Annotated in this window: 24 protein-coding genes and 1 other RNA gene; 13 read left to right on the forward strand and 12 right to left on the reverse strand. The window is 66.1% G+C overall.

Annotated features, from left to right (window positions below):
• Nucleotides 1–145 precede the first annotated feature (145 nt).
• On the forward strand, nt 146–1504 hold the full coding sequence (locus AC066S_RS09540; RefSeq protein ID WP_135168909.1) for an AmpG family muropeptide MFS transporter: 1359 nt from the start codon (nt 146–148) through the stop codon (nt 1502–1504).
• A gap of 103 nt (nt 1505–1607) precedes the next feature.
• On the opposite strand, the gene AC066S_RS09545 is transcribed toward AC066S_RS09540, so the two are convergent.
• From AC066S_RS09545 to ffs, 6 genes are all read right to left on the reverse strand, one after another.
• On the reverse strand, nt 1608–1985 hold the full coding sequence (locus tag AC066S_RS09545) for a hypothetical protein (RefSeq protein ID WP_478269507.1): 378 nt from the start codon (nt 1983–1985) through the stop codon (nt 1608–1610).
• Between the two features lie 98 nt (nt 1986–2083).
• Complete coding sequence (locus AC066S_RS09550) at nt 2084–2518, reverse strand: hypothetical protein (protein WP_126260226.1); 435 nt, start codon at nt 2516–2518, stop codon at nt 2084–2086.
• 27 nt (nt 2519–2545) lie between these two features.
• Nucleotides 2546–3148: a recombination mediator RecR gene (gene recR / locus AC066S_RS09555; RefSeq protein WP_100174939.1), complete on the reverse strand. Its 603-nt coding sequence runs from the start codon at nt 3146–3148 to the stop codon at nt 2546–2548.
• A 1-nt stretch (nt 3149) separates the two neighbouring features.
• Entirely contained in the window at nt 3150–3470 is a 321-nt protein-coding gene (locus AC066S_RS09560; protein ID WP_478269508.1) for a YbaB/EbfC family nucleoid-associated protein, read from the reverse strand.
• A 26-nt stretch (nt 3471–3496) separates the two neighbouring features.
• Complete coding sequence (locus AC066S_RS09565; RefSeq protein WP_478269509.1) at nt 3497–5317, reverse strand: DNA polymerase III subunit gamma/tau; 1821 nt, start codon at nt 5315–5317, stop codon at nt 3497–3499.
• A gap of 94 nt (nt 5318–5411) precedes the next feature.
• Nucleotides 5412–5508: signal recognition particle sRNA small type (gene ffs, locus AC066S_RS09570), an RNA gene on the reverse strand.
• A gap of 183 nt (nt 5509–5691) precedes the next feature.
• Here ffs and AC066S_RS09575 point away from each other — a divergent pair.
• The 9 genes from AC066S_RS09575 (at nt 5692) to AC066S_RS09615 (ending at nt 13141) form a co-directional block, all read left to right on the forward strand.
• A complete protein-coding gene (locus AC066S_RS09575) occupies nt 5692–6537 on the forward strand; it encodes a transporter substrate-binding domain-containing protein (protein ID WP_135168911.1) in 846 nt (281 codons plus the stop codon).
• A 121-nt stretch (nt 6538–6658) separates the two neighbouring features.
• Entirely contained in the window at nt 6659–7321 is a 663-nt protein-coding gene (locus AC066S_RS09580; RefSeq protein ID WP_135164700.1) for an amino acid ABC transporter permease, read from the forward strand.
• Nucleotides 7318–8121: an amino acid ABC transporter ATP-binding protein gene (locus AC066S_RS09585; protein WP_478269510.1), complete on the forward strand. Its 804-nt coding sequence runs from the start codon at nt 7318–7320 to the stop codon at nt 8119–8121. Before AC066S_RS09580 ends, AC066S_RS09585 begins: the two co-directional genes overlap by 4 nt.
• Nucleotides 8121–8876: an SDR family NAD(P)-dependent oxidoreductase gene (locus AC066S_RS09590; RefSeq protein ID WP_478269511.1), complete on the forward strand. Its 756-nt coding sequence runs from the start codon at nt 8121–8123 to the stop codon at nt 8874–8876. The genes AC066S_RS09585 and AC066S_RS09590 overlap by 1 nt, the downstream gene beginning before the upstream one ends.
• The gene (locus tag AC066S_RS09595) at nt 8873–10000 is read left to right on the forward strand and encodes a muconate cycloisomerase family protein (protein WP_478269512.1); all 1128 of its coding nucleotides are present in this window, start codon (nt 8873–8875) and stop codon (nt 9998–10000) included. Before AC066S_RS09590 ends, AC066S_RS09595 begins: the two co-directional genes overlap by 4 nt.
• A gap of 235 nt (nt 10001–10235) precedes the next feature.
• Nucleotides 10236–10655 carry an HIT domain-containing protein gene (locus AC066S_RS09600; protein ID WP_126260218.1) on the forward strand — a complete coding sequence of 140 codons (420 nt, stop codon included), beginning with the start codon at nt 10236–10238 and terminating at the stop codon, nt 10653–10655.
• 10 nt (nt 10656–10665) lie between these two features.
• Entirely contained in the window at nt 10666–11604 is a 939-nt protein-coding gene (gene nudC, locus AC066S_RS09605; protein WP_126260217.1) for an NAD(+) diphosphatase, read from the forward strand.
• Between the two features lie 6 nt (nt 11605–11610).
• Entirely contained in the window at nt 11611–12528 is a 918-nt protein-coding gene (locus AC066S_RS09610; RefSeq protein WP_478269513.1) for a sugar kinase, read from the forward strand.
• A 103-nt stretch (nt 12529–12631) separates the two neighbouring features.
• Nucleotides 12632–13141 (forward strand): Lrp/AsnC family transcriptional regulator, encoded by a 510-nt coding sequence (locus AC066S_RS09615; protein ID WP_126260215.1) that lies wholly within the window; start codon nt 12632–12634, stop codon nt 13139–13141.
• A 63-nt stretch (nt 13142–13204) separates the two neighbouring features.
• Here the strand turns inward: AC066S_RS09615 and AC066S_RS09620 are convergent, their stop codons facing one another.
• Complete coding sequence (locus tag AC066S_RS09620; protein WP_126260214.1) at nt 13205–14554, reverse strand: sensor histidine kinase; 1350 nt, start codon at nt 14552–14554, stop codon at nt 13205–13207.
• Entirely contained in the window at nt 14554–15276 is a 723-nt protein-coding gene (locus tag AC066S_RS09625) for a response regulator (protein ID WP_126260213.1), read from the reverse strand. The genes AC066S_RS09620 and AC066S_RS09625 overlap by 1 nt, the downstream gene beginning before the upstream one ends.
• Before the next feature lie 182 nt (nt 15277–15458).
• Here AC066S_RS09625 and AC066S_RS09630 point away from each other — a divergent pair, with 182 nt between their 5' ends.
• From AC066S_RS09630 to AC066S_RS09640, 3 genes are all read left to right on the forward strand, one after another.
• Nucleotides 15459–15680: a hypothetical protein gene (locus AC066S_RS09630; protein WP_126260212.1), complete on the forward strand. Its 222-nt coding sequence runs from the start codon at nt 15459–15461 to the stop codon at nt 15678–15680.
• 74 nt (nt 15681–15754) lie between these two features.
• Complete coding sequence (locus tag AC066S_RS09635) at nt 15755–16075, forward strand: cysteine rich repeat-containing protein (RefSeq protein ID WP_478269514.1); 321 nt, start codon at nt 15755–15757, stop codon at nt 16073–16075.
• 9 nt (nt 16076–16084) lie between these two features.
• On the forward strand, nt 16085–16924 hold the full coding sequence (locus tag AC066S_RS09640; RefSeq protein ID WP_478269515.1) for a sterol desaturase family protein: 840 nt from the start codon (nt 16085–16087) through the stop codon (nt 16922–16924).
• A gap of 14 nt (nt 16925–16938) precedes the next feature.
• On the opposite strand, the gene AC066S_RS09645 is transcribed toward AC066S_RS09640, so the two are convergent.
• From AC066S_RS09645 to AC066S_RS09660, 4 genes are all read right to left on the reverse strand, one after another.
• Nucleotides 16939–18438 carry a phosphomannomutase/phosphoglucomutase gene (locus AC066S_RS09645; protein WP_478269516.1) on the reverse strand — a complete coding sequence of 500 codons (1500 nt, stop codon included), beginning with the start codon at nt 18436–18438 and terminating at the stop codon, nt 16939–16941.
• A gap of 189 nt (nt 18439–18627) precedes the next feature.
• Entirely contained in the window at nt 18628–19140 is a 513-nt protein-coding gene (locus AC066S_RS09650) for a TIGR02281 family clan AA aspartic protease (RefSeq protein WP_478269517.1), read from the reverse strand.
• Nucleotides 19141–19395: 255 nt separating this feature from the next.
• On the reverse strand, nt 19396–21870 hold the full coding sequence (gene hrpB / locus AC066S_RS09655; protein ID WP_478269518.1) for an ATP-dependent helicase HrpB: 2475 nt from the start codon (nt 21868–21870) through the stop codon (nt 19396–19398).
• Nucleotides 21871–21998: 128 nt separating this feature from the next.
• Complete coding sequence (locus tag AC066S_RS09660) at nt 21999–23315, reverse strand: UDP-glucose dehydrogenase family protein (RefSeq protein WP_478269519.1); 1317 nt, start codon at nt 23313–23315, stop codon at nt 21999–22001.
• Nucleotides 23316–23350: the final 35 nt, after the last annotated feature.

Below are 23350 nucleotides of genomic sequence, written 5' to 3' on the forward strand. Positions count from 1 at the left end.
CATCGTCCGGCGCGATCCGGGTGAGGGGGTACAGGTCCATCGTCGACCTCCCGTGCGGAGAGATGCCCCTCACCCCAACCCTCTCCCCGTAAGAACGGCGAGAGGGAGACGAGGCATCACGGCCAGAATCTGCTAACACCACCCCATGACCGCACCCGACGCGACTTCCTCCGCCGGCGCTCCCGCTGCCTCCTGGCGCGACAGCCTTGCCGTTTACCTGCAGCCGCGGGTGCTGATCGTGCTGTTTCTCGGCTTCTCCTCGGGGCTGCCGCTGGCGCTGTCGGGATCCACGCTGCTGGTGTGGATGGCCGAGGCGGGGGTCGATCTCGGAACGATCGGGCTCTTTGCACTGGTTGGAACGCCGTACACGCTCAAGTTCCTGTGGGCGCCTCTGGTCGATGCGCTGCATGTGCCGTTCTTCACGCGCGCCTTTGGCCGTCGGCGTGGGTGGCTGGTGTTTTCGCAACTGCTGCTGATCGGCGCGATCCTGCTGTTGGCGCTGACCGATCCGGCGCGCTCGCCGCTGTTCGTCGCGCTTGGCGCGCTCCTGGTCGCGACGATGTCCTCGACGCAGGACATCGTCGTCGATGCATTCCGCGTCGAGAGCCTGCCCGAAAGCGAGCAGGCGGCCGGCATGGCCGCCTATGTCGCGGCCTATCGCATCGGCATGCTGATATCGACCGCGGGCGCCTTGTTCATCGTCACCGGCTTCGAGACGATCGTCCCTCGTGGCGCCGCCTGGATGTGGGGCTATGTGGTGATGGCGGCTCTGGTGCTGATTGGCACGGTGACGGCGCTGGCCGCCACCGAGCCGGCACAATCCAAGCGCGCAGAGGCTGCCACGCAGAACGAGGACGCGCTCATGCGGGTATTGCATGCCGCATTGGGCGCATTCTCGGAATTCTTGCAGCGAAAGGAAGCGTGGGCGGCGCTTGCCTTCGTCGTGCTGTTCAAATTCACCGACGCGTTCTCCGGCAACATGACCGTGCCGTTCGTGATCGACATCGGCTTCACGCGGAACGACTACGCGGTGATCGTGAAGGGCGTCGGCATCGCAGCGACCTTGGCCGGCGGCTTTGCCGGCGGCTTCGTGGCACGGCGCTATTCGCTCGCAACGAGCCTGTGGATCGGCGGCATCGTGCAGGCAATCTCCAACCTGTCGTTCTCGTGGCTGGCACTGGTCGGCGTCAATGAATGGGCGCTGACCCTCGCGATCACCTCCGACAATTTCTGCAACGCCATCGGCACCGTGATCTTCGTCGCCTATCTGTCGGCGCTGTGCCAGAACCCGCTGCACACCGCGACCCAGTATGCGCTGCTGACGGCGCTCGCCGCCGTGGGGCGCACCTATTTGTCATCGGGCGCGGGCTATCTGGCGAAGGCGACGGGCTGGCCGATGTTCTTCGCGATCTCCGTCCTCGTCGCCATTCCGAGCCTGATGCTGTTGGCGTGGCTGCAAAAGCGTGGCCATTTCGAAACGTTGGAGCAGCAGGTGCGAGTGTAAGCTTAAAGCGCGATGCGATCAGGATGAAGCGTCATCGCGCTTTAGGTTGTTGTTCAAGCATGATCTTTTCGGAAAACCGCTGCGCACTTTTCCGGATCATGCTTTAGCGCTGCATCTCTTTCCGAACGCGTCCGTTGAGCCCCTCGAAATCGGCGACCAGCGCATCGCAAGCGGCCTTGGAGGCTTCGCACAGGACGTTCATTCGGATGACGACTTCGCTTCCGTCCTGCACGACGCGGCGCTGAATGGCTGCCGGATAGGCCGGATGTCCCTTCGGCGGAAACGACCACAGGCTCAGAGCGGCCGCGTCCTCGATCACGGTCCAGCCGGATTGAATGGACGTCTTCACCCCCGGCTTGGCGCGCAGCGACTCGAGCGCAGCTGCGGCCGTCGGATAAGACGCGGTGTCCTGGGCGGCCGAGACCGGCCAGAGAGCAGCGCCGGCGAAGACCAGCAGGACGGCAAGGGCTATTCCACGCACGGCTGAGCGACCTCTCCGCGGTTCGATCGCTTGCACTATGCTCGACGCACAACCGGAGATCAAGGCGCGGTCCTCGTCACCGGCCCGGCGATATCGCCCTACTGCTTCTTGATGATGCTCCACTTCGTGATCACGGCTTCGCTCATCTGGCCGGCATCGCTGGCGCAGGCGATTTCGTCGACCTTGACCGAGATTTCCTTGCCGACGAACGATTTCAGCTGCGTGGCCTGCGCGTCGCTGGAGGTGACGAGCTGGAAGGTCTCGGGGCCGGTCTCGAGATTGCACAGCCCGTTCGGCGCCGGCAGGCGACGCGGCTCGGAGGTGATCTGATACATCGGAACCCGCTTGCCGTTCTTGACGTCGCGCACCTTCATGGCGTTCAGCTCGCCCGACAGCACGTCGCCATTGTTGATCGGCTTGCCGGGCTTCGACGGCGGCGGGGCCTCGTCACCCGGCTGCGCGGAGATGGCCGGGGTCACCAGCATCGCCATCGTCGCGACCAAAGCCAATCGTGTGGCGAAAAGTTTCGTCATGTCGTCCGTTCCGTGATCTGTGAATGGCTAGAACAGGGTGCGCTGCCGCATCGCTGCCGATAGCGTACCTTCGTCGAGATAATCAAGCTCGCCGCCGACGGGAACGCCATGGGCGAGCCGCGTCACCTTCACATTGGCGTCCTGAAGCAGGTCGGTGATGTAGTGCGCCGTGGTCTGGCCGTCGACCGTCGCATTCAGCGCCAGGATGATCTCGTGCACCTCGGCAGCATGGGCGCGGGCTACCAGTGCGTCGATGGTCAGATCCTGCGGGCCGACGCCGTCGAGCGGCGACAATGTCGCGCCCAGCACATGATAGCGCCCTTGAGTCGCATTGGCCCGCTCCAACGCCCAGAGATCGGCGACGTCGGCGACGACGACGATGATGGCGGGATCGCGCTTCGGATCGGTGCAGACGGTGCAGGGATTTTGCGTGTCGATGTTGCCGCAGGTCTTGCAGACCTGGACCTTGTCCAGCGCCACCTGCATGGCCGAGGCCAGCGGCATCATCAACGCTTCGCGTTTCTTGATCAGATGCAGCGCCGCGCGCCGCGCAGAGCGCGGACCGAGGCCCGGCAGCCGTGCGAGCAGCTGCACCAGCCGTTCGATCTCGGGACCTGCAACAGCGCCCATATTATTGGCCGAACAACCCCGGCGGCAGGCCGAGCCCACCGGTGAGAGCCTGCATCTTCTCCTGCATGGCGGCCTCCGCCTTGCGGCGGGCATCACTGAGCGCGGTGACGAGCAAATCTTCCAGCACCTCGCGCTCTTCCGGCTTCATCAGCGACGGATCGATCTTGATGCCCTTCACGTCCATCTTCGCGGTCATGCGCACGGCGACGAGGCCGCCGCCGGAGATGCCCTCGACTTCCACGTTGGCGAGCTGCTCCTGCATCTCCTGCATCTTGGACTGCAGCTGCGCCGCCTGCTTCATCATGCCGAGAAAATCAGCCATCGGTGTCTGTCCTTGAAAAGGTCGGCTCAGAGATCGTCGCCGTCGGAACCGTCGGGCGGATCGTCACTGCCATAGTCAGTGTTTATATTGGATTCCGGCGTCTCGGGGGCAAGCCTGCGGACCTCGACGACCTTGGCGCCGGGGAAGCGCGACAGCACCTCCTGCACGCGCGGATCGGCCTCGGCGGTACGCGCATGCTCCTGCTTGGCGGCCTGGTTCACCGAGCGCAGCGTCGGCTGGCCCTGCTCGTTGGAGACGACGATCGTCCAGCGCCGGCCGGTCCACAGCTCGAACTTCTTCGCAAGCTCCGAGATCATGGTCTTGGAGGCGTTCGGCTCGAGCGCGACTTCCAGCCGGCCCTCCTCGAAACGGACGAGGCGCATATCGCCTTCGAGCGCGCCCTTGGTCATGAGATCGCGCTTCTGCCCGGCCAGCGCAACGAGCTGGGTGAAGCTCGTGATGCGCAGCTGCGGCGCCGCCCCTTGCGGGTCCGGCGCCGGCGCCGCCATCTGCGGCCGCGCTCCACCACCCCCAAACGAAGGCGGTGACGACGTCGGCATGCGAACTGGCGCCGCGGACGACACCGGCGCGGCCGGCGCGCTGCTGCGCGCAGCTCCGCCGCTCACGACCGGCGAGCCGCCGCCGTTCTGCTCCAGCATCTTGACGGCTTCATCGGGCGTCGGCAGGTCGGCGACATAGGCGATACGCACCAGCACCATCTCGGCGGCCGCCGCGGGCCGCGTCGCGGCCTGCACCTCGGTGATGCCCTTGAGCAGCATCTGCCACATCCGCGACAGCACGCGCATCGAGATCTTCGAGGCGAAATCCTTCGCGCGCACGCGCTCGGTCTCGCCATAGGCGACGTTGTCGGCGGTCGCCGGCACGATCTTCACACGGGTGACGAAATTGACGAATTCGGCGAGATCCGAGAGCACGACGATCGGATCGGCGCCGACGTCGTACTGGTCGCGGAACTCCTTGAAGGCAGCCGCGATGTCGCCGCGCGCCAGCGAATCGAACAGGTCGATGACGCGGGTCCGGTCGGCAAGGCCCAGCATCTGCCTGACCGCATCGGCCTTCACGGTGCCTGCCGCATGCGCGATCGCCTGGTCGAGCAGCGACAGCGAATCGCGCACCGAACCTTCCGCGGCGCGGGCGATGATGCCGAGTGCCTCCGGCTCGATCTCGACGTTTTCCTTCGCGGCAATGCTGGCGAGGTGCTTCATCAGCACGTCGGCGTCGACGCGGCGCAGGTCGAAACGCTGGCAGCGCGACAGCACCGTGACCGGAACCTTGCGGATCTCCGTCGTCGCGAACACGAATTTGGCGTGCTCCGGCGGCTCCTCCAGCGTCTTCAGGAAGGCGTTGAACGCCGCCGTCGACAGCATGTGGACTTCGTCGATGATGTAGACCTTGTAGCGGGCGCTGGCCGGTGCATAGCGCACGCTGTCATTGATCTGGCGGACGTCGTCGACGCCGGTGTGCGAGGCCGCGTCCATCTCCAGCACGTCCATGTGCCGGCTTTCCATGATCGCCTGGCAATGCACGCCCAGGGTCGGCATGTGGATGGTCGGGCCCTTCACCGAGCCGTCCGGCATCTCGTAGTTGAGCGCACGGGCCAGGATGCGCGCGGTGGTGGTCTTGCCGACACCGCGGACGCCGGTGAGGATCCAGGCCTGCGGAATGCGCCCGGTCTCGAACGCATTGGAGACGGTGCGGACCACGGCCTCCTGGCCGATCAGATCGTCGAACGAGGAAGGACGGTATTTGCGCGCCAGCACCCGGTACGGCGCGTTGCCGGCCGGACCGGCGCTGTCGGGATTGGGAGGGGCGCCAGCGTCGGTCATCGGTCGATCCGCAATGAAATGTCTCTTGGCCGGCTTTTGCGGAAAGGAGCGCGCTGGCGGCTGTGCCGCCGGCGCTGGTTCGCTCGAAAAACAGGTAGGAGACTGACGAGCGACCCGATCCGGACCTCGTTAGGGCTGCTTCCTTCCGGACCTGACCCGGTTGGCGAGTGGCTCGTCCACCGCCAATCTCCCGGTCCCTATTTGGGGCCAAAAGGGCCGGAAAGCAAGCGGCTATCGGCTCGAACGACTTGATCCTGCCCAGCATCCGGGCAATTACCGGTCTGCCCAGCCGATAGGCTGTGCTTTCGTCGGTGGGACCGCCTTGCTAAAAACGCATGCGGAACTCCACCCAACCAGAAAAGCGATTGATCCCAATGGTTACACGTCGTGATGTTGCATCGATTGTCGGACTTGGCGCGGTAACCGCGGCCGCACTGGCTACCCCAGCCGTGGCGCAGACCGCCGATCCGAACGAATCGACCTTCGCCCGCATCCGCCGCACCAAGAAGATGCGGATCGGCGCGGTCGGCGGCGGCGCGCCGTATTACATGAAGGATCTGTCCAGCGGCCAGTGGAAGGGCTTCTACATCGACATCGCCAAGGGGCTCGCCGACGACATGGAGGCCGAGCTCGAGATCACCGAGACCACGTGGGGCAATTCGGTGCTGGATCTGCAGGCCAACAAGATCGACATCTTCTTCGGCCTCAACCCGACCCCGAAGCGCGCGCTGGTGATCGACTTCTCGGTGCCGGTCTTCAACAACGCCTTCGCCATCCTCTGCAAGAAGGACTTCAAGCCGAAGAGCTGGGCCGATTTGAACTCGCCCGACATCAAGATCGCGGTCGACCAGGGCTCCTCGCACGACCAGGTCATCAGCCGCCTGACGCCGAAGGCGCAGATCACGCGGCTGAAGACCGCCGACGACGCGACAGCCGCGCTGCAAACCGGCCGCGTCGATGCGCAATGCCTGATCACCATGCTGTCGCTGACCGTGCTGAAGAAGAACCCCTCGCTCGGCCAGCTCGTGCTGCCCACGCCGATCTTCGCCACCACGTCGAATGCCGGCTTCCGCCGCGAGGCCGACAAGACCTGGCGCGATTACGTCAACACCTGGATCGACTTCAACAAGGGCCTCGGCTTCATCCGCAACGCGATCATCACCAACATGGAGCTGGTGGGCGTGACCGAGGCGGACATTCCGCCGGGCGTTTCGTTGTAATTCTCCACTGTCATTCCGGGGCTCGCGCAGCGAGAACCCGGAATCTCGAGATTCCGGGTTCGCCCTTCGGGCGCCCCGGAATGACGGTGCCAACGGCACCCACGACGAGTAAGACACACGCATGTATCAGTGGGACTTCGGCATCCTCTGGAGCTATCGCTGGCTCTTTCTCAACGGGCTCGGCGTCACCGTCGGCTTTACTATCGTCATCGTCGTATGCGGGTTGCTGTTCGGCCTGTTGGGGGCGTTCGGCAGCCTGTCGCGCTTCAAGGCGTTGCGCCTTCTCGCCCTCACCTTCATCGAGGCGTTCCGCTGCACGCCGATCCTGGTGCAGCTGATCTGGTTCTATTACGCGCTGCCGATCCTCGCCGGCGTCGAGATGACGCCGATCACGGCCTCGGCGCTGGCGCTCTCGCTCTATGGCGGCTCGTTCTATTCGGAGATCATCCGCGGCGGCATCATCTCGATCGACAAGGGCCAGTCGGAGGCCGGCGCCGCCCTCGGCATGACGCCGGGACAGAGCATGCGGCGCATCGTGCTGCCGCAGGCGATCAAGCGCATGATCCCGGCGCTGATGAACCAGTCCATCATCCAGTTCAAGAACACCTCGCTGGTCTCGGTGCTGGCGGTGCCCGACCTCGTCTACCAGAGCCAGGTCGCGGCGCATGACAGCTACCGGCCGCTGGAGACCTACACCGCGGTCGCGGTCGCCTATGCCGCGATCCTGATCCCGCTCACCATCATCGTCCGCCGCGGCGAGAAGCGACTGGCGGTGAGCGAATGAGCGAGTCATCTAGCACTTCGAAAATCCAGATCCGGGCCTTGCGCAAGCGCTTTGGCAGCAACGAGGTCCTGAAGAACATCAATCTCGACGTCGCCAAGGGCGGCGTCGTGGCGCTGATCGGCCCGTCGGGGTCGGGCAAATCGACCCTGCTCCGCTGCATCAATCTGCTGGTGGTGCCGGACGGCGGCAGCGTCCGCGTCGGCAACACCCGCTTCGCGTTCGGTGATGGTACGAGGCTTCCTGACACGAAGACTCTGGCAAAATTCCGCGCCACCACGGGCATGGTGTTCCAGCACTTCAACCTGTTCCCGCACATGACGACGCTGCAGAACGTCATGGAGGGGCCGGTCACGGTGCGTCGCATGGCCAGGGCCGATGCCGAGAAGCTCGCGCGGGCGCAGCTGGCCAAGGTCGGCCTCGCCGAAAAGGCGGACCAATATCCGGCGACTCTGTCCGGCGGCCAGAAGCAGCGCGTCGCCATCGCGCGGGCGCTCGCCATGGAGCCTGACGTCATGCTGTTCGACGAGGCGACCTCGGCGCTCGACCCCGAATTGGTCGGCGAGGTGCTGAACGTGATCCAGCAACTGGCGTCCGAAGGCATGACCATGGTGATCGTGACCCACGAGATCGCCTTTGCCCGAGAGGTCGCCGACCGCCTGATCTTCATGCGCGACGGCGTCGTGGTCGAAGAGGGCCCGGCGCGGCAGCTGATCGACAATCCAAGGGAAGCCGCCACACGCGCCTTCCTCAGCCATTTCCACCGCACCGGCGCGCTGCCGCCGGCCAACGCGACATCGTGATGCCTGATATCAACCGCGTCTATCTCGTCACCGGTGCCGCCAGCGGCATCGGCCGTGCCACCGCAAAACTTCTCGCCGCGCCCGGCATTGGCCTCGTTCTGCATACGCGCTCGAACGAGGACGGGCTTAGGGCGACCGCGGCGGACGTCAAAGCGCGGGGTGCGGCCGTTGCAACATGTCTCGGCGATCTCGGCAATGAAGCGGCTGTGACGCTCGCATGCGCGACCGCGCATCTCGATTTTGGCCGGCTTGACGGATTGATCCTGGTCGGTGGCCACGCCCGACGCGGCAGTTCGATCGGCACGCCGACAGATCAATTCCATCAGGCAATGGACGAGTCCGCCCTCGCCTTCACACGTTTCGTCAAGGTAGCGCTTCCGCAATTGCGGGCCGGACAGGATGCGCGCATCGTCGCGGTGTCGTCGTTCGTCGCACATGCGATCCGGCCCGAATTCGCGCCGTTCGCCGCGACCGCCGCGAGCCGAGCCGCGCTGGAAGCGCTGGTGCGCCTCACAGCGATCGAGCTCGCGAGCGACGGCATCACCGTCAACGCGGTCGCGCCGGGCCTGATCGTCAAGGACAAGCCCAGCGAGAGCCGGCTCTCGCCCGAGCAGATCGCTGCCACCGAGGCGTTGATTCCAATGCGCCGCCGCGGGCGGCCGGAGGAAGTTGCCGAAATCATCGCCTTCCTGGCGTCACCGAAGGCGTCCTACGTCACCGGCCAGGTCTGGCACGTCAATGGAGGCCTGACATGACCGAAGCAACCGTCGAACGCATCAGGCTGTTCCTGATCGAAAGCCCGATCAAGATGGCGCGCCTGCAGGGCGTCGGCAACGTCAAGGGCACCGTCAAGCGCGTGCTGATCGAGCTGACGTCCAGCGACGGCGTGGTCGGCTGGGGCGAGGCCGCGCCGTGGGAGGTCTTTACGGGAACGCCGGAAGCGGCCTTCTCGGCGCTTGATATCTATCTGCGCCCGGTCGTGCTCGGCAAGCCGGTCCGCCGCATCCGCGCGCTGATGGCCGAGCTCGACCGCGCGCTCGTGGGGCATGCCGAGGCCAAGGTCGCAATCGAGATGGCGCTGCTCGACATCGTCGGCAAGTCGTCGGGGCTGTCGGTCGCCGACCTGCTCGGCGGCCGGGTGCGCGACACGATCCCGCTCTCCTTCTCGATCGCCGATCCGGATTTTGCCGCCGATCTCGACCGCATGCGGAAAATGGTTCCGGACGGCAATGTCATCTACAAGGTCAAGACCGGCGTGAAGCCGCATCGTGAAGACCTCGATCATCTCGATGCGATCCGCAAGGAGTTCGGCGACAAGGTCGACCTGCGCGTCGACTACAACCAGGCGCTGGCGCCGTTCGGCGCCATCAAGATCCTGCGCGATGTCGAGGAATTTGCGCCGACCTTCATCGAGCAGCCGGTGCCGCGCAAATATCTGGACGTGATGGCGCAGCTCACCGCGGCGCTGGAAACGCCCGTGCTCGCCGACGAAAGCTGCTTCGACCGCCGCGACATGATGGAGGTGGTGCGGCGCGAGGCGGCGGACGCGGTCTCGATCAAGCTGATGAAGGCCGGCGGCCTTTTCGAGGCGCAGGCGATCATGGCGATTGCCGACATCGCCGGCCTGCCCGGCTATGGCGGCACGCTGTGGGAAGGCGGCATTGGCCTTGCCGCCGGCACGCAGCTGATCGCGGCCACACCCGGCATCTCGCTCGGCTGCGAGTTCTACATGCCGCATCACGTGCTGACCGAGGACGTGCTGGAAGAGCGAGTTGCGAATCGCAACGGCCATGTCGTGGTGCCGGATGGACCGGGCCTCGGCATTCGCGTCAGTGAAGCCTCGGTCCGCGCCAATGCAAAGGTGCTGGCGGAGGCGTAATCTTCCGTATTCCGGGGCGCGCGCAGCGCGAGCCCGGAATCTATAACCACAGGATCGAATTTGGCGAGGACTCGGAGCCGCCGACTCGCGCAACAGCTATTCCCTGTGGTTATAGGTCCCCGCCTTCGCGGGGACGACGACCGCGTATGCAGCTGCTAACCTTCCCCTTGCTAATTCCCTATCGTATGCTCGCGACCAACAAGCCCGTTCCCCGCCGGGCAATCCGGAAACGCATATGCCCGAACCCGCCTGGTCGCTGCACTCCCGCCTGAAAGATGACACCATCGACATCGGCGACCTGCCGCTGTCCAAGGTGCTGGTCATCAAGGACGCGCATTATCCCTGGTTGCTGCTGGTGCCGCGGCGCCCCGATGCGGTCGAGATCATCGATCTCGACGAGGTGCAGCAGGCGCAGCTGATGACGGAGATCTCCCGCGTCTCGCGCGCGCTGAAGGAGATCACCAAATGCGACAAGCTCAATATCGCCGCGCTCGGCAACCTCGTGCCGCAGCTTCACGTCCACATCATCGCGCGCCGCACCAGTGACGCCGCCTGGCCGCGGCCGGTCTGGGGCGTGATGCCGCCATTGGCGCACGACGCCGCAGAGGTTCAGAATTTCATCAGCGCGCTTCGCCGCAAGATCTGGTTGGGTTGAAAGAACGATAATGTCAGCATTCGACGCGTTTCCGCTGGGGCAGCCGGCCTTCGTCACCAACATCCTCGACCGCGCCGCGCATCTGCGCCGCGACGAGGAGAAGCTGTTCGCGATGGAGCAGAAGCCGACCTCGCGCGCCTATGTCGTCCACCGCGACTCGCTGCTGGTGAGGCGCGAGGGCGACAAGATCCGCGCGCTGCTCACGATCGACGAGGCGCTGAAGTGCGGCGCCAATCCCGGCACGATCTTCCTTGGGCTTCGCGACGGCGCCGCGATGTTCGGCATGGGCCTGTCGCAGGCCGGCGCCGAGAAGCTGGTGGGACGCGAGGACTACACATTGACCGAGCTGCGCGGCTTGGCGATGCAAGGCGCGATCCCCCCCGACGAGCTTTCGGCGATCGCGATGGCGAAGTCGATGGTGAGCTGGCACCAGCGCCACGGCTATTGCGCCAATTGCGGCACGCGCAGCGCGATGAAGGAAGGCGGCTGGAAGCGCGACTGCCCGGCGTGCAAGGCCGAGCACTTTCCGCGCACCGACCCGGTCGTGATCATGCTGGTGGCGTCAGGCGACAAGTGCCTGCTCGGCCGCCAGAAGCAGTTTCCGCCCGGCATGTATTCCTGCCTCGCCGGCTTCGTCGAGGCAGCCGAGACCATCGAGGACGCGGTGCGCCGCGAGATCCTGGAAGAATCCGGCATTCGCTGCACCGACGTGCAATATTACATGACCCAGCCCTGGCCCTATCCATCGTCGCTGATGATCGGCTGCAGCGCGCGGGCCGTGAGCGAGGACATCGTCGTCGATCGCATGGAGCTGGAGGACGCACGCTGGTTCACGCGCGAGGAGGCCGCCCTGATGCTGACGCGGACGCATCCGGACGGACTCGCCGGCCCGCATCCCTTCGCCATTGCCCACCACCTGCTCGGCCGCTGGGTCCACGACAAGAGCTGACCGCCGATGGCGCAATCCGACGCCGCGCCGCGCATCCTCTGCATCGGCATTCCCGTGCGCGACCTCACCTTTCGGATCGCGGCCGTGCCTGCGCGCGGCAGCAAGGCCAACGCCACGCATCTCGCCGAGATCTGCGGGGGCAATGCGCTCAATGCCGCCATCGCCGTTGCGCGACTTGGCGGCCGCGTCGCGTTCGCGGGACCGATGGGTGACGTTCGCGAGACCTCGAGCGGCTTTATTCTCGCGCAGATGGCGCAGGAGAGCATCGACACCACGCACATCGTGCGCATGCCCGATGTGACCACGCCGGTTTCCGCGATCATGATCGAGCCCTCGGGCGAGCGGACGCTCACGATCTATCGCGATCCCCGTCTGTGGACCGTGGAGCTGCCCGACGCCGACATATTGCTCGCCGATTGCCGGGCACTGCTGGTCGAAAGCCGCTGCGCCGCGTTCGCGATCTCCCTCTGCACCGAGGCACGGCGGCGCGGCATTCCCGTCATCGTCGGCGTCGACCGCGCGATGTCATTGCAGGACGGCCTGCTCACGACCGCCTCGCATCTGTTGTTCGCCAGCGAGCAGGTGCAGGAGACCGCCGGCATCGCCGATGACGGCGCGGCCTTGAGGCGCCTGGCCGGGTTGACGCCCGCCTTCCTCGCCGCCACCCGCGGTCCGAATGGCACGATCTGGCTGAACGAGACAGGCGCGCTCGAGGAGACGCCGGCCTTCCCGGTCGAGGCGGTCGATACGCTTGGCGCCGGCGACGTCTTCCATGGCGCTTTCGCGCTTCGCCTGGCCGAGGGCGCGGAGGTACGGGAGGCACTGCGATTCGCGGCGGTCGCCGCAGCTCTGAAATGCATCCGCCGTGGCGGCGGCCAAGCCGCCCCACAACGCATTGAAGTTGAACAACTTTTGCGCAGCTAACCCTGGAGCAATTCCAGGGATGGGCCGAGATTATAGGCTTGCCGTGGAAGGATTTTCTCTATATCAGGAAAATCGGCCCCTGAAATGGAACAAAGTTCTTCAAATGACTGATGTCGCCGTGCAGATCCCCGAGACCAGCCGCCGCCTCGATGCCATCGACCGCAAGATCCTGATGGTGCTTCAGGAGGATGCCTCGCTGTCCGTCGCCGAGATCGGCGACCGCGTCGGCCTGTCCTCGACCCCCTGCTGGAAGCGAATCCAGCGGCTGGAGGCCGACGGGGTCATCATCAAGCGCGTCGCCCTCGTCGACCAGAACAAGATCGGCCTCGGCATCTCCGTGTTCGTGTCGGTCGAAAGCTCCGACCATTCCGACGCCTGGCTGAAGAAATTCGCCGAAGCCGTCAGCGCCATGCCTGAGGTGATGGAGTTCTATCGCATGGCCGGCGACGTCGATTACATGCTGCGCGTCGTGGTGGCGGACATGCAGGCCTATGACGTGTTCTACAAGAAGCTGATCAGCGCCGTGCCGCTGAAGAACGTCACCTCGCGCTTCGCCATGGAGAAGATCAAGTCCGTCACCGCATTGCCGATTCCCGCGGTGGTGGCGGCCTGACGCCGATCCTCATTTGACGCGTTTTCTTCGCGCGAACCGGTATCCACTTCGCTCGAAAACGGTTCAAGCCGGCTGAAACAGCGGCAGGGTGACGCTGACGCGCGTGCCTCCGCCCGGTGACGCGCCGATCTCGATCGTTCCGCCATGGGCCTCGACCAGGTTGCGGACGACCGCGAGGCCGAGGCCGGCACCGCCGGTCGCGCGATTGCGCGACTTCTCCATCCGATGGAACGGCTCCAGCACGGTCTGGCGTTGATCGGCGGGGATGCCCGGGCCCTCATCGTCGATCGACACGACGACGGCACCGTCCTTCAGGGCCGTGCGCACATGCGCGGCATGGCCATAGGCGAGCGCGTTGTCGATGATGTTGGCGAAGACCCGCCGCAGGGCGAGCCGGTCGCCGAGCACGACGACGTTGCGCGCACGCTCGTCCGCGACCAGATCGACGACTGCGCCCTGGACGCGGCGGTCGTGAACGTCGCCCCCCACCAGCGCGGCGAGCTCGATCATTTCTTGCGACAATCCGCCGGCGCCCGCCCGCGTCGACAGTAGCGCGTCGTCGAGCAGCCGGATCATGTCGTCGATATCGGCCACGGCCCGCTGCCGCTCGGCATCATCAGGGATATGCTCGACGCGCAGCCGCAACCGTGTCGCAAACGTCCTGACGTCGTGGGCGATGCCGCCAACCAGCGTCATGCGTGCACGCAGCATCTCGGCAAGCCGTCCCTGCAGGCGGTTGAATGCGGCGATGACGGCGCGGATCTCCGGCGCGCTGCGTCGCGCATCCGGCAATGGCGGCGGATCGGCCGACAGGTCGACGCGATCGACCGCGGCGGCGAGTTGCGCCAGCGGCCGCGTCTCGCGTTGCATGACGAGCAGCGCCAGCAGCGCCACGACCGACCCGAACAGGCCTGCCCCGAAGCCGACGGGCAGGCCGAACGGGGTGACCGGCAGGCGGGTATAGGCATCGATGATCAGCAACTCGCCGCTGCGCAGACCGATGCGGAATTCGACCGCGTTGGCCATCAATCGCGCGAGGCGGGGAAACCATCGACTGGCGCGATGGTTCGGCGGCGACACGATCTCGACCGGACGGCCCGCAAGGCCGGCCGCATAGGTGTCGCGCAGTTCCTGCTGCTGCGGCGGGGTCTCCCCGCCGACCGGCGCGCCCGACGGCGCGATGCGCACCGCAAACTGCGGCGAAGACACCGCATCAAGCACGGCCTGCCGTGAACCGGCGTCCGTTCGCTCCAGGAGCGTGGCCAGCGCGTCGAGGCGCGCCGGCGAAGGCCGTGTCAGCTCGTTTTCGCGGAGGGTCGTCCGATAGAAGATCGCGACGACAACGGTACTCACCAGGATGAATCCCACCAGCCCGATGAGGGCGAGCCGCGCCGCGAGTGTCACGCGCAGCATCACGACACCTGCTTGACGGACGCGGTGAACAGATAGCCGCCATTGCGCACCGTCGTGATCAGGTTGGAGCCGGGGCTGGCGCCATCGAGCTTGCGGCGCAGCCGCGAGATCAGCATGTCGACAGTGCGATCAAACGGCTCGGCCGAACGTCCCCGCGTCCAGTCGAGGATCTGGTCGCGCGTGAGCACCCGGCGGGGCCGCTGCACGAAGCAACCGAGCAGGTCGAACTCGGCGCTGGTCAATTGCAGTTCCGGCGACTCGGCCTCGAGCGTCTCGACACTGCGCGCATCGAGATCGATCACGAAGCGGTCGAAGGCGAAACGCCGGACCAGCGGCTTTGCCGGAGTCCCGTTGGCACGGCGCAGGATGGCGCGAACCCGCGCCAGCAGCTCGCGCGGACCGAACGGCTTGGTGAGATAGTCGTCCGCGCCCATCTCGAGGCCGACCACGCGATCGATCTCGTCGCTCTTGGCGGTGAGCATCAGGATCGGAAGGGAATCGTCGGCGCGCAAGCGGCGGCAGATCGAAAGCCCGTCCTCGCCCGGGAGCATCAGGTCGAGAATGACGAGGTCGGGCCGCAGGCGCTGGAGCATCGAATCCATCGCCTTGCCGTCGGCGACGCAGGCGACCTCGAACCCCTCGCGCCGCATGAAGTCGGCGACGAGGCGGCTGATCTCGGGATCGTCCTCCACCATGAGGATCGTGGCCGAATGCGCGTTCATCACCCGCATTTTGGACGACCACGCGTTCCGCGCAAGGGCATCGGCGCCGCTGTTACATAGTGTTACATGGTGCCGACAAAGCCCTAACAATCGTTTCGTCCGGGCAATGCGGCGCAGACGCCGCGGCTCCAGTCTCCCCGTACGGCTCCCGCTCACGGCAGCCCCCACAAGGAGACGACGACATGACCAAGCTCTTCCTCACCTCCCTCGTCATCGGCACCCTGTCGGTCGCCGCGGCGGCCGACGCCAACGCCTGGACGAGGTCGGCGACGGCAACCGGACCGCGCGGCACCTCCCACGTCACCGCGACGGGAAGCTGCGCCTACGGAAGCTGCACGCGCAGCGTGACGCGCACCGGTCCTGCCGGCAACAGCTACACCCGCACCGGCACGATCTCGCGCTGACGCAGCGCCGCCGTCGCCGCGTCAGCCCCGCGCGGCGACGGCGAGACTTGCCCCGATCAGAAAGGACCATCGCCGTGTCATCGATCTTCCATCCCATCGCGCTGTCGCGACTTGCAGCCATCGTCGCCCTCGGCGTCGCGACCGCGACCGCGACCTTCGCGCTTGCCCAGACCCAGCTGCAAACCCAGATCACGCCGCAGATGCGCAGCGAAGCGAGGCGTCTGATGCAGGCCTGCCGCACCGACTTCGACAAGCTTTGCAGCAACGTCACGCCGGGCGGCGGACGCGTCCTCGCCTGCCTGCAATCCCAAGCCGGCCAGCTCTCCTCCTCCTGCGCCCAAACGTTGCCCCGTGCCCAGGCGCTGCGCGACGGTGCCGGCGTGGCGCCGAAGTAGGAGGATGCCGTGGGCTACGCTTCACTCCTGCTCGATCCGGCGCTCAGGCGCATGATCCTCGCAACCGCGCTGGGCCTGATGCTGCTCGAGTACGGCATCGGCCGCCTCGCGCATCGCGATACCCACGACTGGCGCGAGAGCGTTGCCTCCTTCGGCGTGGCCCTCGGACAGAACCTGCTGCGCGCGATCGAGGCAGGCATTCTCGCGATGCCGTTCGCGTTCCTGTACGAGCACCGCCTGTTCGACTTCGCGCAGACCGGTCCGCTTGCACTCGCAGGGTTATTCGTGGGCAGCGAGTTCCTGTATTATTGGCAGCATCGCGCCTCGCATCGCATTCGCTGGATGTGGGCGACGCATTCGGTGCATCACTCGACGACGCGGCTGAATTTGACCGCGGCGATCCGGCTCGGCTGGACCGGAAACGTCTCGGGCAATTTCCTGTTCTTCCTGCCACTGGCGCTGATCGGATTTCATCCGTTCGCGATCGTGGCAATGCTCGGCACCAATCTGCTTTATCAGTTCTTCATCCACAGCCAGTTCGGGCCGAAGCTCGGGGTCCTGGAATGGGTGCTCAACACGCCGAGCCACCATCGCGTGCATCATGCCTGCAACGAGCCGTGCCTCGACAAGAACTATGGCGGCATCCTGATCGTGTTCGACCGCCTGTTCGGGACCTTTGCCGAACAGCCCTCCGACCAGCCGCTCCGCTTCGGCCTCGTCGGCGGCATACCATCCTTCAACCCGATCCGGATCGCGCTCGGCGAATGGATTGCGATGCTGGGCGACGCCCGGAAGGCACGGGGCGCGGCCGCGAAGCTCCGCACCCTGTTCGGCCCGCCCGGAGGCTGAGCGCGCGCAGGCGCTCAAATCTTCTGATTGTACTCGCCGACCTCGGGATGCGTGCGCAGCACGCTGTTCACCATCTCGAACATGTCGTGCATGCGCTGTTCGGAGACCGGACTCTCCACCACCACGACGAGCTCGGGCTTGTTGGAGGAGGCGCGCACCAGGCCCCAGCTGCCGTCCTCGACCGTGACGCGGACACCGTTGACCGTGACGAGATCGCGGATCGACTGGCCGCCGATCTTGGCGCCCTTGGCCTGCAGACCTTCGAAGTGCTTCACGACCTTGTCGATGACGCCGTATTTGGTCTCGTCGGCGCAATGCGGCGACATGGTCGGCGACGACCAGGTCTTTGGCAGCGCGTCCTTCAGATCCGCCATCGACTTGCCGGGCGCGCGGTCGAGCATGTCGCAGATCGCGATCGCCGAGACCAGGCCGTCGTCATAGCCGCGGCCGAACGGCTTGTTGAAGAAGAAGTGGCCTGACTTCTCGAAGCCCGCGAGCGCACCCATCTCGTTGGTGCGGCGCTTCATGTAGGAATGGCCGGTCTTCCAATAGGCGACCTTCGCGCCCTGCTTCTGCAGCACCGGATCGGTGACGAACAGGCCGGTCGATTTCACGTCGACGACGAACTGCGCGTCCTTGTGGATCGCCGACATGTCGCGCGCCAGCATCACGCCGACCTTGTCGGCGAAGATCTCCTCGCCGGTGTTGTCGACGACGCCGCAGCGGTCGCCGTCGCCGTCGAAGCCGAGGCCGACATCGGCCTTGTGGTGCAGCACCGCATCGCGGATCGCGTGCAGCATCTCCATGTCTTCCGGATTCGGATTGTATTTCGGGAAGGTGTGGTCGAGCTCGGTGTCGAGCGGGATCACCTCGCAGCCGATCGCCTCCAGCACCTGCGGCGCGAAGGCGCCGGCGGTGCCGTTGCCGCAGGCCGCGACCACCTTCAGCTTGCGCGTCAGCTTCGGACGAGAGGTGAGGTCGGCGATGTAGCGCGCCGGGTAGTTCTCGTGGAATTGGTAGGAGCCGCCCGCCTTGTTCTTGAATTCGGCATTGAGCACGATTTCCTTCAGCCGCGTCATCTCGTCGGGACCGAAAGTCAGCGGACGGTTGGCGCCCATCTTCACGCCGGTCCAGCCGTTGTCGTTGTGCGAGGCCGTGACCATGGCAACAGCGGGCACGTCGAGATCGAACTGCGCGAAATAGGCCATCGGCGTCACCGCCAGGCCAATGTCGTGAACCTTGCAGCCCGCCGCCATCAGGCCGGAGATCAGCGCATATTTGATCGAGGCCGAATAGCCGCGGAAATCGTGGCCGGTCACGATCTCCTGGCGGACGCCGAGCTCGGCAATCAACGCACCCAGCCCCATGCCGAGCGCCTGCACACCCATCAGGTTGATTTCCTTCTGGAACAACCAGCGCGCGTCGTATTCGCGAAACCCCGTCGGCTTCACCATCGGTTCGGATTCGAAGGCGTAGGTGTTGGGCAACAGTACGGATTTCGGCTTCGGGAACATTGAGACGGTCTCGCGAAAGGGCAGGAAATGAGGCAGCCTTAGCGAATGCCAGGCCGCGGCGGAAGGCGGGAATACAGGCTTATGGCGGATAATTGCGGCAGTTTGGTAACGAAGAAACGTTACCGCCGGGGCGGCCGAGGCAAGAAATCTCTTTTGAAATGAACTGCGGCTGATCGCAACCGGCTCTGCCTATTGCTCCAGCACCATCTGGCCGTTGGAATACTCGAACCGCTTCAGGCGGGACAGGAAGGAGAGGCCGAGCAGGTTCTCCGACAGCGCCGCGTCGGGCAGCACCATGGCGTCGACGTCGCGCACAATGAGGCCGCCGACATCGAGCATGGCGATGCGGGCGCGCGCGGCCTTGATGGTGCCGTTGGCGGTGGAGACGGTGGCGTTGTACTCGCCGCGCGAGGGACGCAGGCCAAAGCGAGCCGCCGAGGTCTCATTGAGCGCGACCACGGAGGCCCCGGTATCGACCATGAAGCCGATGCGCTGGCCGTCGATCCGGCCCTCCGTCTGGAAATGACCGCGGCCGTCGCGGGTAATGGCGAGGCTGCGGCCGCCGGTCGGCGCGGTCGACGCAACCGCGACCGTGGTGCGCGGGGCTGACGTGGCGGAAGCCGAGCTCATCTTGTCCGCCATCTGCGCCATGAAGGTGCCGAGGCCGATCATGACGGCCGCGAAGATCATAATGTTACGCATTACACCACTTCCGAGCCGAAAGCCCGATTTCACCACGCGGCACGCCCGACCGCGAGCGACGCTGCGGCCGGAGCGCTGTCATTTTGGCGAAAAGGATGAGCGGACGGTTAACGCGGCGGCTCGCAACCATTCCAGGTCGTCATCCTGAGGAGCCCGCTGAAAGCGGGCGTCTCGAAGGATGGACCCACGTGAGATCCGGGCCTGCATGGTTCGAGACGCGCGTTCCGCGCTCCTCACCATGAGGGTCTGCTTCTGTCACGTCCCGCGCGGCTTCGCCCGCCGGGTCGGCAGCGCATTGGCCGGATCGTCGGGCCAGGGGTGGCGCGGGTAGCGGCCGCGCAGGTCGGAGCGCACCGCGCTGTAGCTGCCGCGCCAGAAGCCTGGGAGATCACGCGTCACCTGCACCGGGCGCTGTGCCGGCGATAGCAGCTCCAGCACCAGCGGCACCTTGCCGGCCGCGATCGAGGGATGGGTGTTGAGGCCGAACAATTCCTGCAGCCGCACCGCGATGGTCGGCCCCTGCTCGGCCTCGTAGTCGATCGCGAGCACGCTCCCTGTGGGCGCCTCGAAATGCGTCGGCGCCTCGCGGTCGAGCCGCGCGCGCATCTCCCAGGGCAGCAGCGCCATCAGCGCGTCGGAGAGATCGCCGGGGGAAATGTCCTTGAGCGCGATCTTGTCGTAGAGCGCCGGCACCAGCCAGTCGTCGCGCCGCGCGATCAATCCGTCATCGGACAGATCGGGCCAGCTGTCGCCCTCGGCCTTGCGCAAGAACATCACGCGGTCGCGCCATTGCTTGGCGGCCTTCGACCACGGCAGCCGGTCGAGACCGGCGGCGATCAATCCGTCGGCGAGAATGCGCGCGGTGTCCTCGGAGGGCGACAGTGCGAGGGTGGCTTCCGACAGCGTGATCGCATGCAGCACGCGCTTGCGCCGCGCCCGCAGCGCCATCGCGCCGCGGTCGAACGAAATCTCGTCGGCGGTCTCGATGTGCTCGGCAAAATGCCGCTCGATCTCGTCCTCGGTGATTGGCGCGGCGAGCAGGATCCGCCCGCTCGCCGCCGTGCCGGTCATCTCGCCGATCGCGATATAGGGCGCGCGGGCGAGCGAGGAGGTCTGCTCGACGGCGGCGCCGCGGCCATTGGCGAGCACGAAGCTGCCGTTGCCGCGATTGCGCGCGACGCGGTCCGGGAAGGCATAGGCGAGCATCAGGCCGGTCGAGAGATCTTCCTGCGGCCCGGCCTGCTCGGAAGCCGCCACCTGCGCGGCCCAGCGCCGCGCGAGGTCGCGCGCGCTTGACGCGCGCGGCGAGCGATCGCGGCGGAACTGATCCCGCCGGTGCTCGAGATCGACGCTGTCGCCGCCAAGCCCGCGCTCGGTGATGATGGCGGCGATCTCGGCGGCGGCCTCGCCTTCGCCCGCACGATGCGAATCCACGATCATGCGCGCCAGCCGCGGCGGCAGCGCCAGTGCGCGCAGGCTCTTGCCCTCCGCGGTGATGCGGCCGTCGCCATCGAGCGCGTTGAGCTCGGTCAGCAGGCTCTTCGCTTCCTTCCAGGCCGGCCCGGGCGGCGGATCGAGGAACGACAGCGTGGCGGGATCGCTGACGCCCCATTGCGCGAGATCGAGCACCAGCGAGGATAGATCCGCGCTGAGGATTTCCGGCTGGGTGTAGGGCGCAAGCGAAGCCGTTTGCGGCTCGTCCCAGAGCCGGTAGCAGACACCGGGCTCGGTGCGGCCGGCGCGACCGCGGCGCTGGTCCACCGCCGCGCGGGAGGCGCGCACGGTCTCGAGCCGCGTCAGGCCGATGTCGGGCTCGTAGCGCGGCACGCGGGCGAGCCCGGAATCGACCACGATGCGCACGCCCTCGATCGTCAGCGAGGTCTCCGCGATCGAGGTCGCCAGCACCACCTTGCGCGTGCCCTTGGGCGCCGGCGCGATGGCACGGTCCTGCACGGCGGCGTCGAGCGCGCCGAACAGCGGCACGATCTCGATCGAAGCGTCCTGCACGCGCTCGGAAAGGAAATTCTGGGTGCGGCGGATTTCGGCGGCGCCCGGCAGGAAAGCGAGCACCGAGCCGCTGTCGGCCCGCAGCGCGGTTGCGATCGCGTCCGCCATCTGCCGCTCGATCGGCGCATCCGCCTTGCGGCCGAGATAGCGCGTCTCGACGGGGAAGGCGCGGCCCTCGCTCTCGACGACGGGCGCATCGCCCAGAAGCCTTGCCACGCGCGCACCGTCGAGCGTTGCCGACATCACGAGGATGCGCAGATCTTCGCGCAGGCCGGTTTGCGCGTCGCGGGCCAGCGCAAGGCCCATGTCGGCATCGAGCGAGCGCTCGTGGAATTCATCGAACAGCACGGCGGCAACGCCTGACAGTTCGGGATCGTCGAGGATCTGGCGGGTGAAGATGCCCTCGGTCACCACCTCGATGCGCGTCGTGCGCGAGATCTTCGAGCCGAAGCGGACGCGGTAGCCGACGGTCTCGCCAGGGCGCTCGCCCAGCGACTTGGCCATGCGGTCGGCGCTGGCACGCGCCGCGATACGGCGCGGCTCCAGCACGATAATCTTCTTGCCCCTGGCCCAGGGCGCATCGAGCAAGGCCAGCGGCACGCGCGTGGTCTTGCCGGCCCCGGGCGGCGCCACCAGCACGGCGGCATTATGCGCCTCCAGCGTGCGCGAGAGCTCGTCGAGCACGGCATCGATCGGGAGGGGCGTGTCGAAACTGCGGGGCAAGATCTATCAACCCGTCATGCCCGGCCTCGTGCCGGGCATCCACGTTCTTTCATCTGGCAGTGAACAAGACGTGGATGGCCGGGACAAGCCCGGCCATGACGGTTTCGTTCAAAGAGAATGTGCAGCAATCAGCCCTGCACCGGCGGGCGGCCGACGCTTTCATAGACGAAGCCGGCCGCTTCCATGTCCTCGGGGCGGTAGATGTTGCGCAGGTCGACGACGACGGGCTGCGCCATGACGCTCTTCAGCCGGTCGAGATCGAGCGCGCGGAACTGCACCCATTCGGTGACGATGACGAGCGCATCGGCGCCTTGCGCGCAGGAATAGGCGTCCTCGCAATAGGTGATGTCAGGCAGCTCGCCCTTGGCCTGCTCCATGCCGACAGGGTCGAACGCCTTGACCGTCGCGCCCATGTCGATCAGGCCTGTGACCAGCGGGATCGACGGTGCATCGCGCATGTCGTCGGTATCGGGCTTGAAGGTGAGGCCGAGCACGGCGACGGTCTTGCCGCGCAAATTGCCGCCAAGCACCTGGCTCACCTTGCGCGCCATCGCGCGCTTGCGGTTTTCGTTCACGGCCAGCACCGATTCGACGATGCGCAAGGAGACGTCGTAATCCTGCGCGATCTTGATCAGCGCCTTGGTGTCCTTCGGGAAGCAGGAGCCGCCGAAGCCGGGACCGGCATGCAGGAACTTGGTGCCGATGCGGTTGTCGAGGCCAATGCCGCGCGCGACCTCCTGCACGTTGGCGCCGGCCTTTTCGGACAGGTCCGCTATCTCGTTGATGAAGGTGATCTTGGTCGCCAGGAACGCGTTCGCGGCGTATTTGATCATCTCGGCGGTGCGGCGCGCGGTGAACATCAGCGGCGCCTGGTTCAGCGACAGCGGCCGATAGATGTCGCCCATCACCTTGCGGCCGCGCTCGTCGGAGGTGCCGACGACGACGCGATCGGGAAACTTGAAGTCACGGATCGCCGCGCCCTCACGCAGGAACTCAGGGTTCGAGGCGACCACGACGTCGGCGTTGGGATTGGCCTCGCGGATGATGCGCTCGACCTCGTCGCCAGTGCCGACCGGCACGGTCGACTTCGTCACCACGACAGTGAAGCCGGAAAGCGACTGCGCGATCTCCTTCGCGGCCGCATAGACGTAGGACAGATCGGCATGGCCGTCGCCGCGGCGCGAGGGCGTGCCGACCGCGATGAACACGGCATCGGCGTCCGCGACCGGCTTCTTCAGATCGGTGGTGAAGTCGAGCCGCTTGGCCTTGACGTTGGTCGCAACCAGCTCGTCGAGGCCGGGCTCGTAGATCGGGATCTCGCCGCGGTGGAGCGCCGCGATCTTCTTCTCGTCCTTGTCGACGCAGGTGACGTCGTGACCGAAATCAGCAAAGCAGGCTCCGGACACCAGTCCCACATAGCCCGTGCCGATCATCGCGATACGCATGAAAATCCCTGTTCTAGTTTGGTTAATGAAAACGA

The sequence above is a fragment of the Bradyrhizobium sp. CFUWI genome (assembly GCF_056429085.1).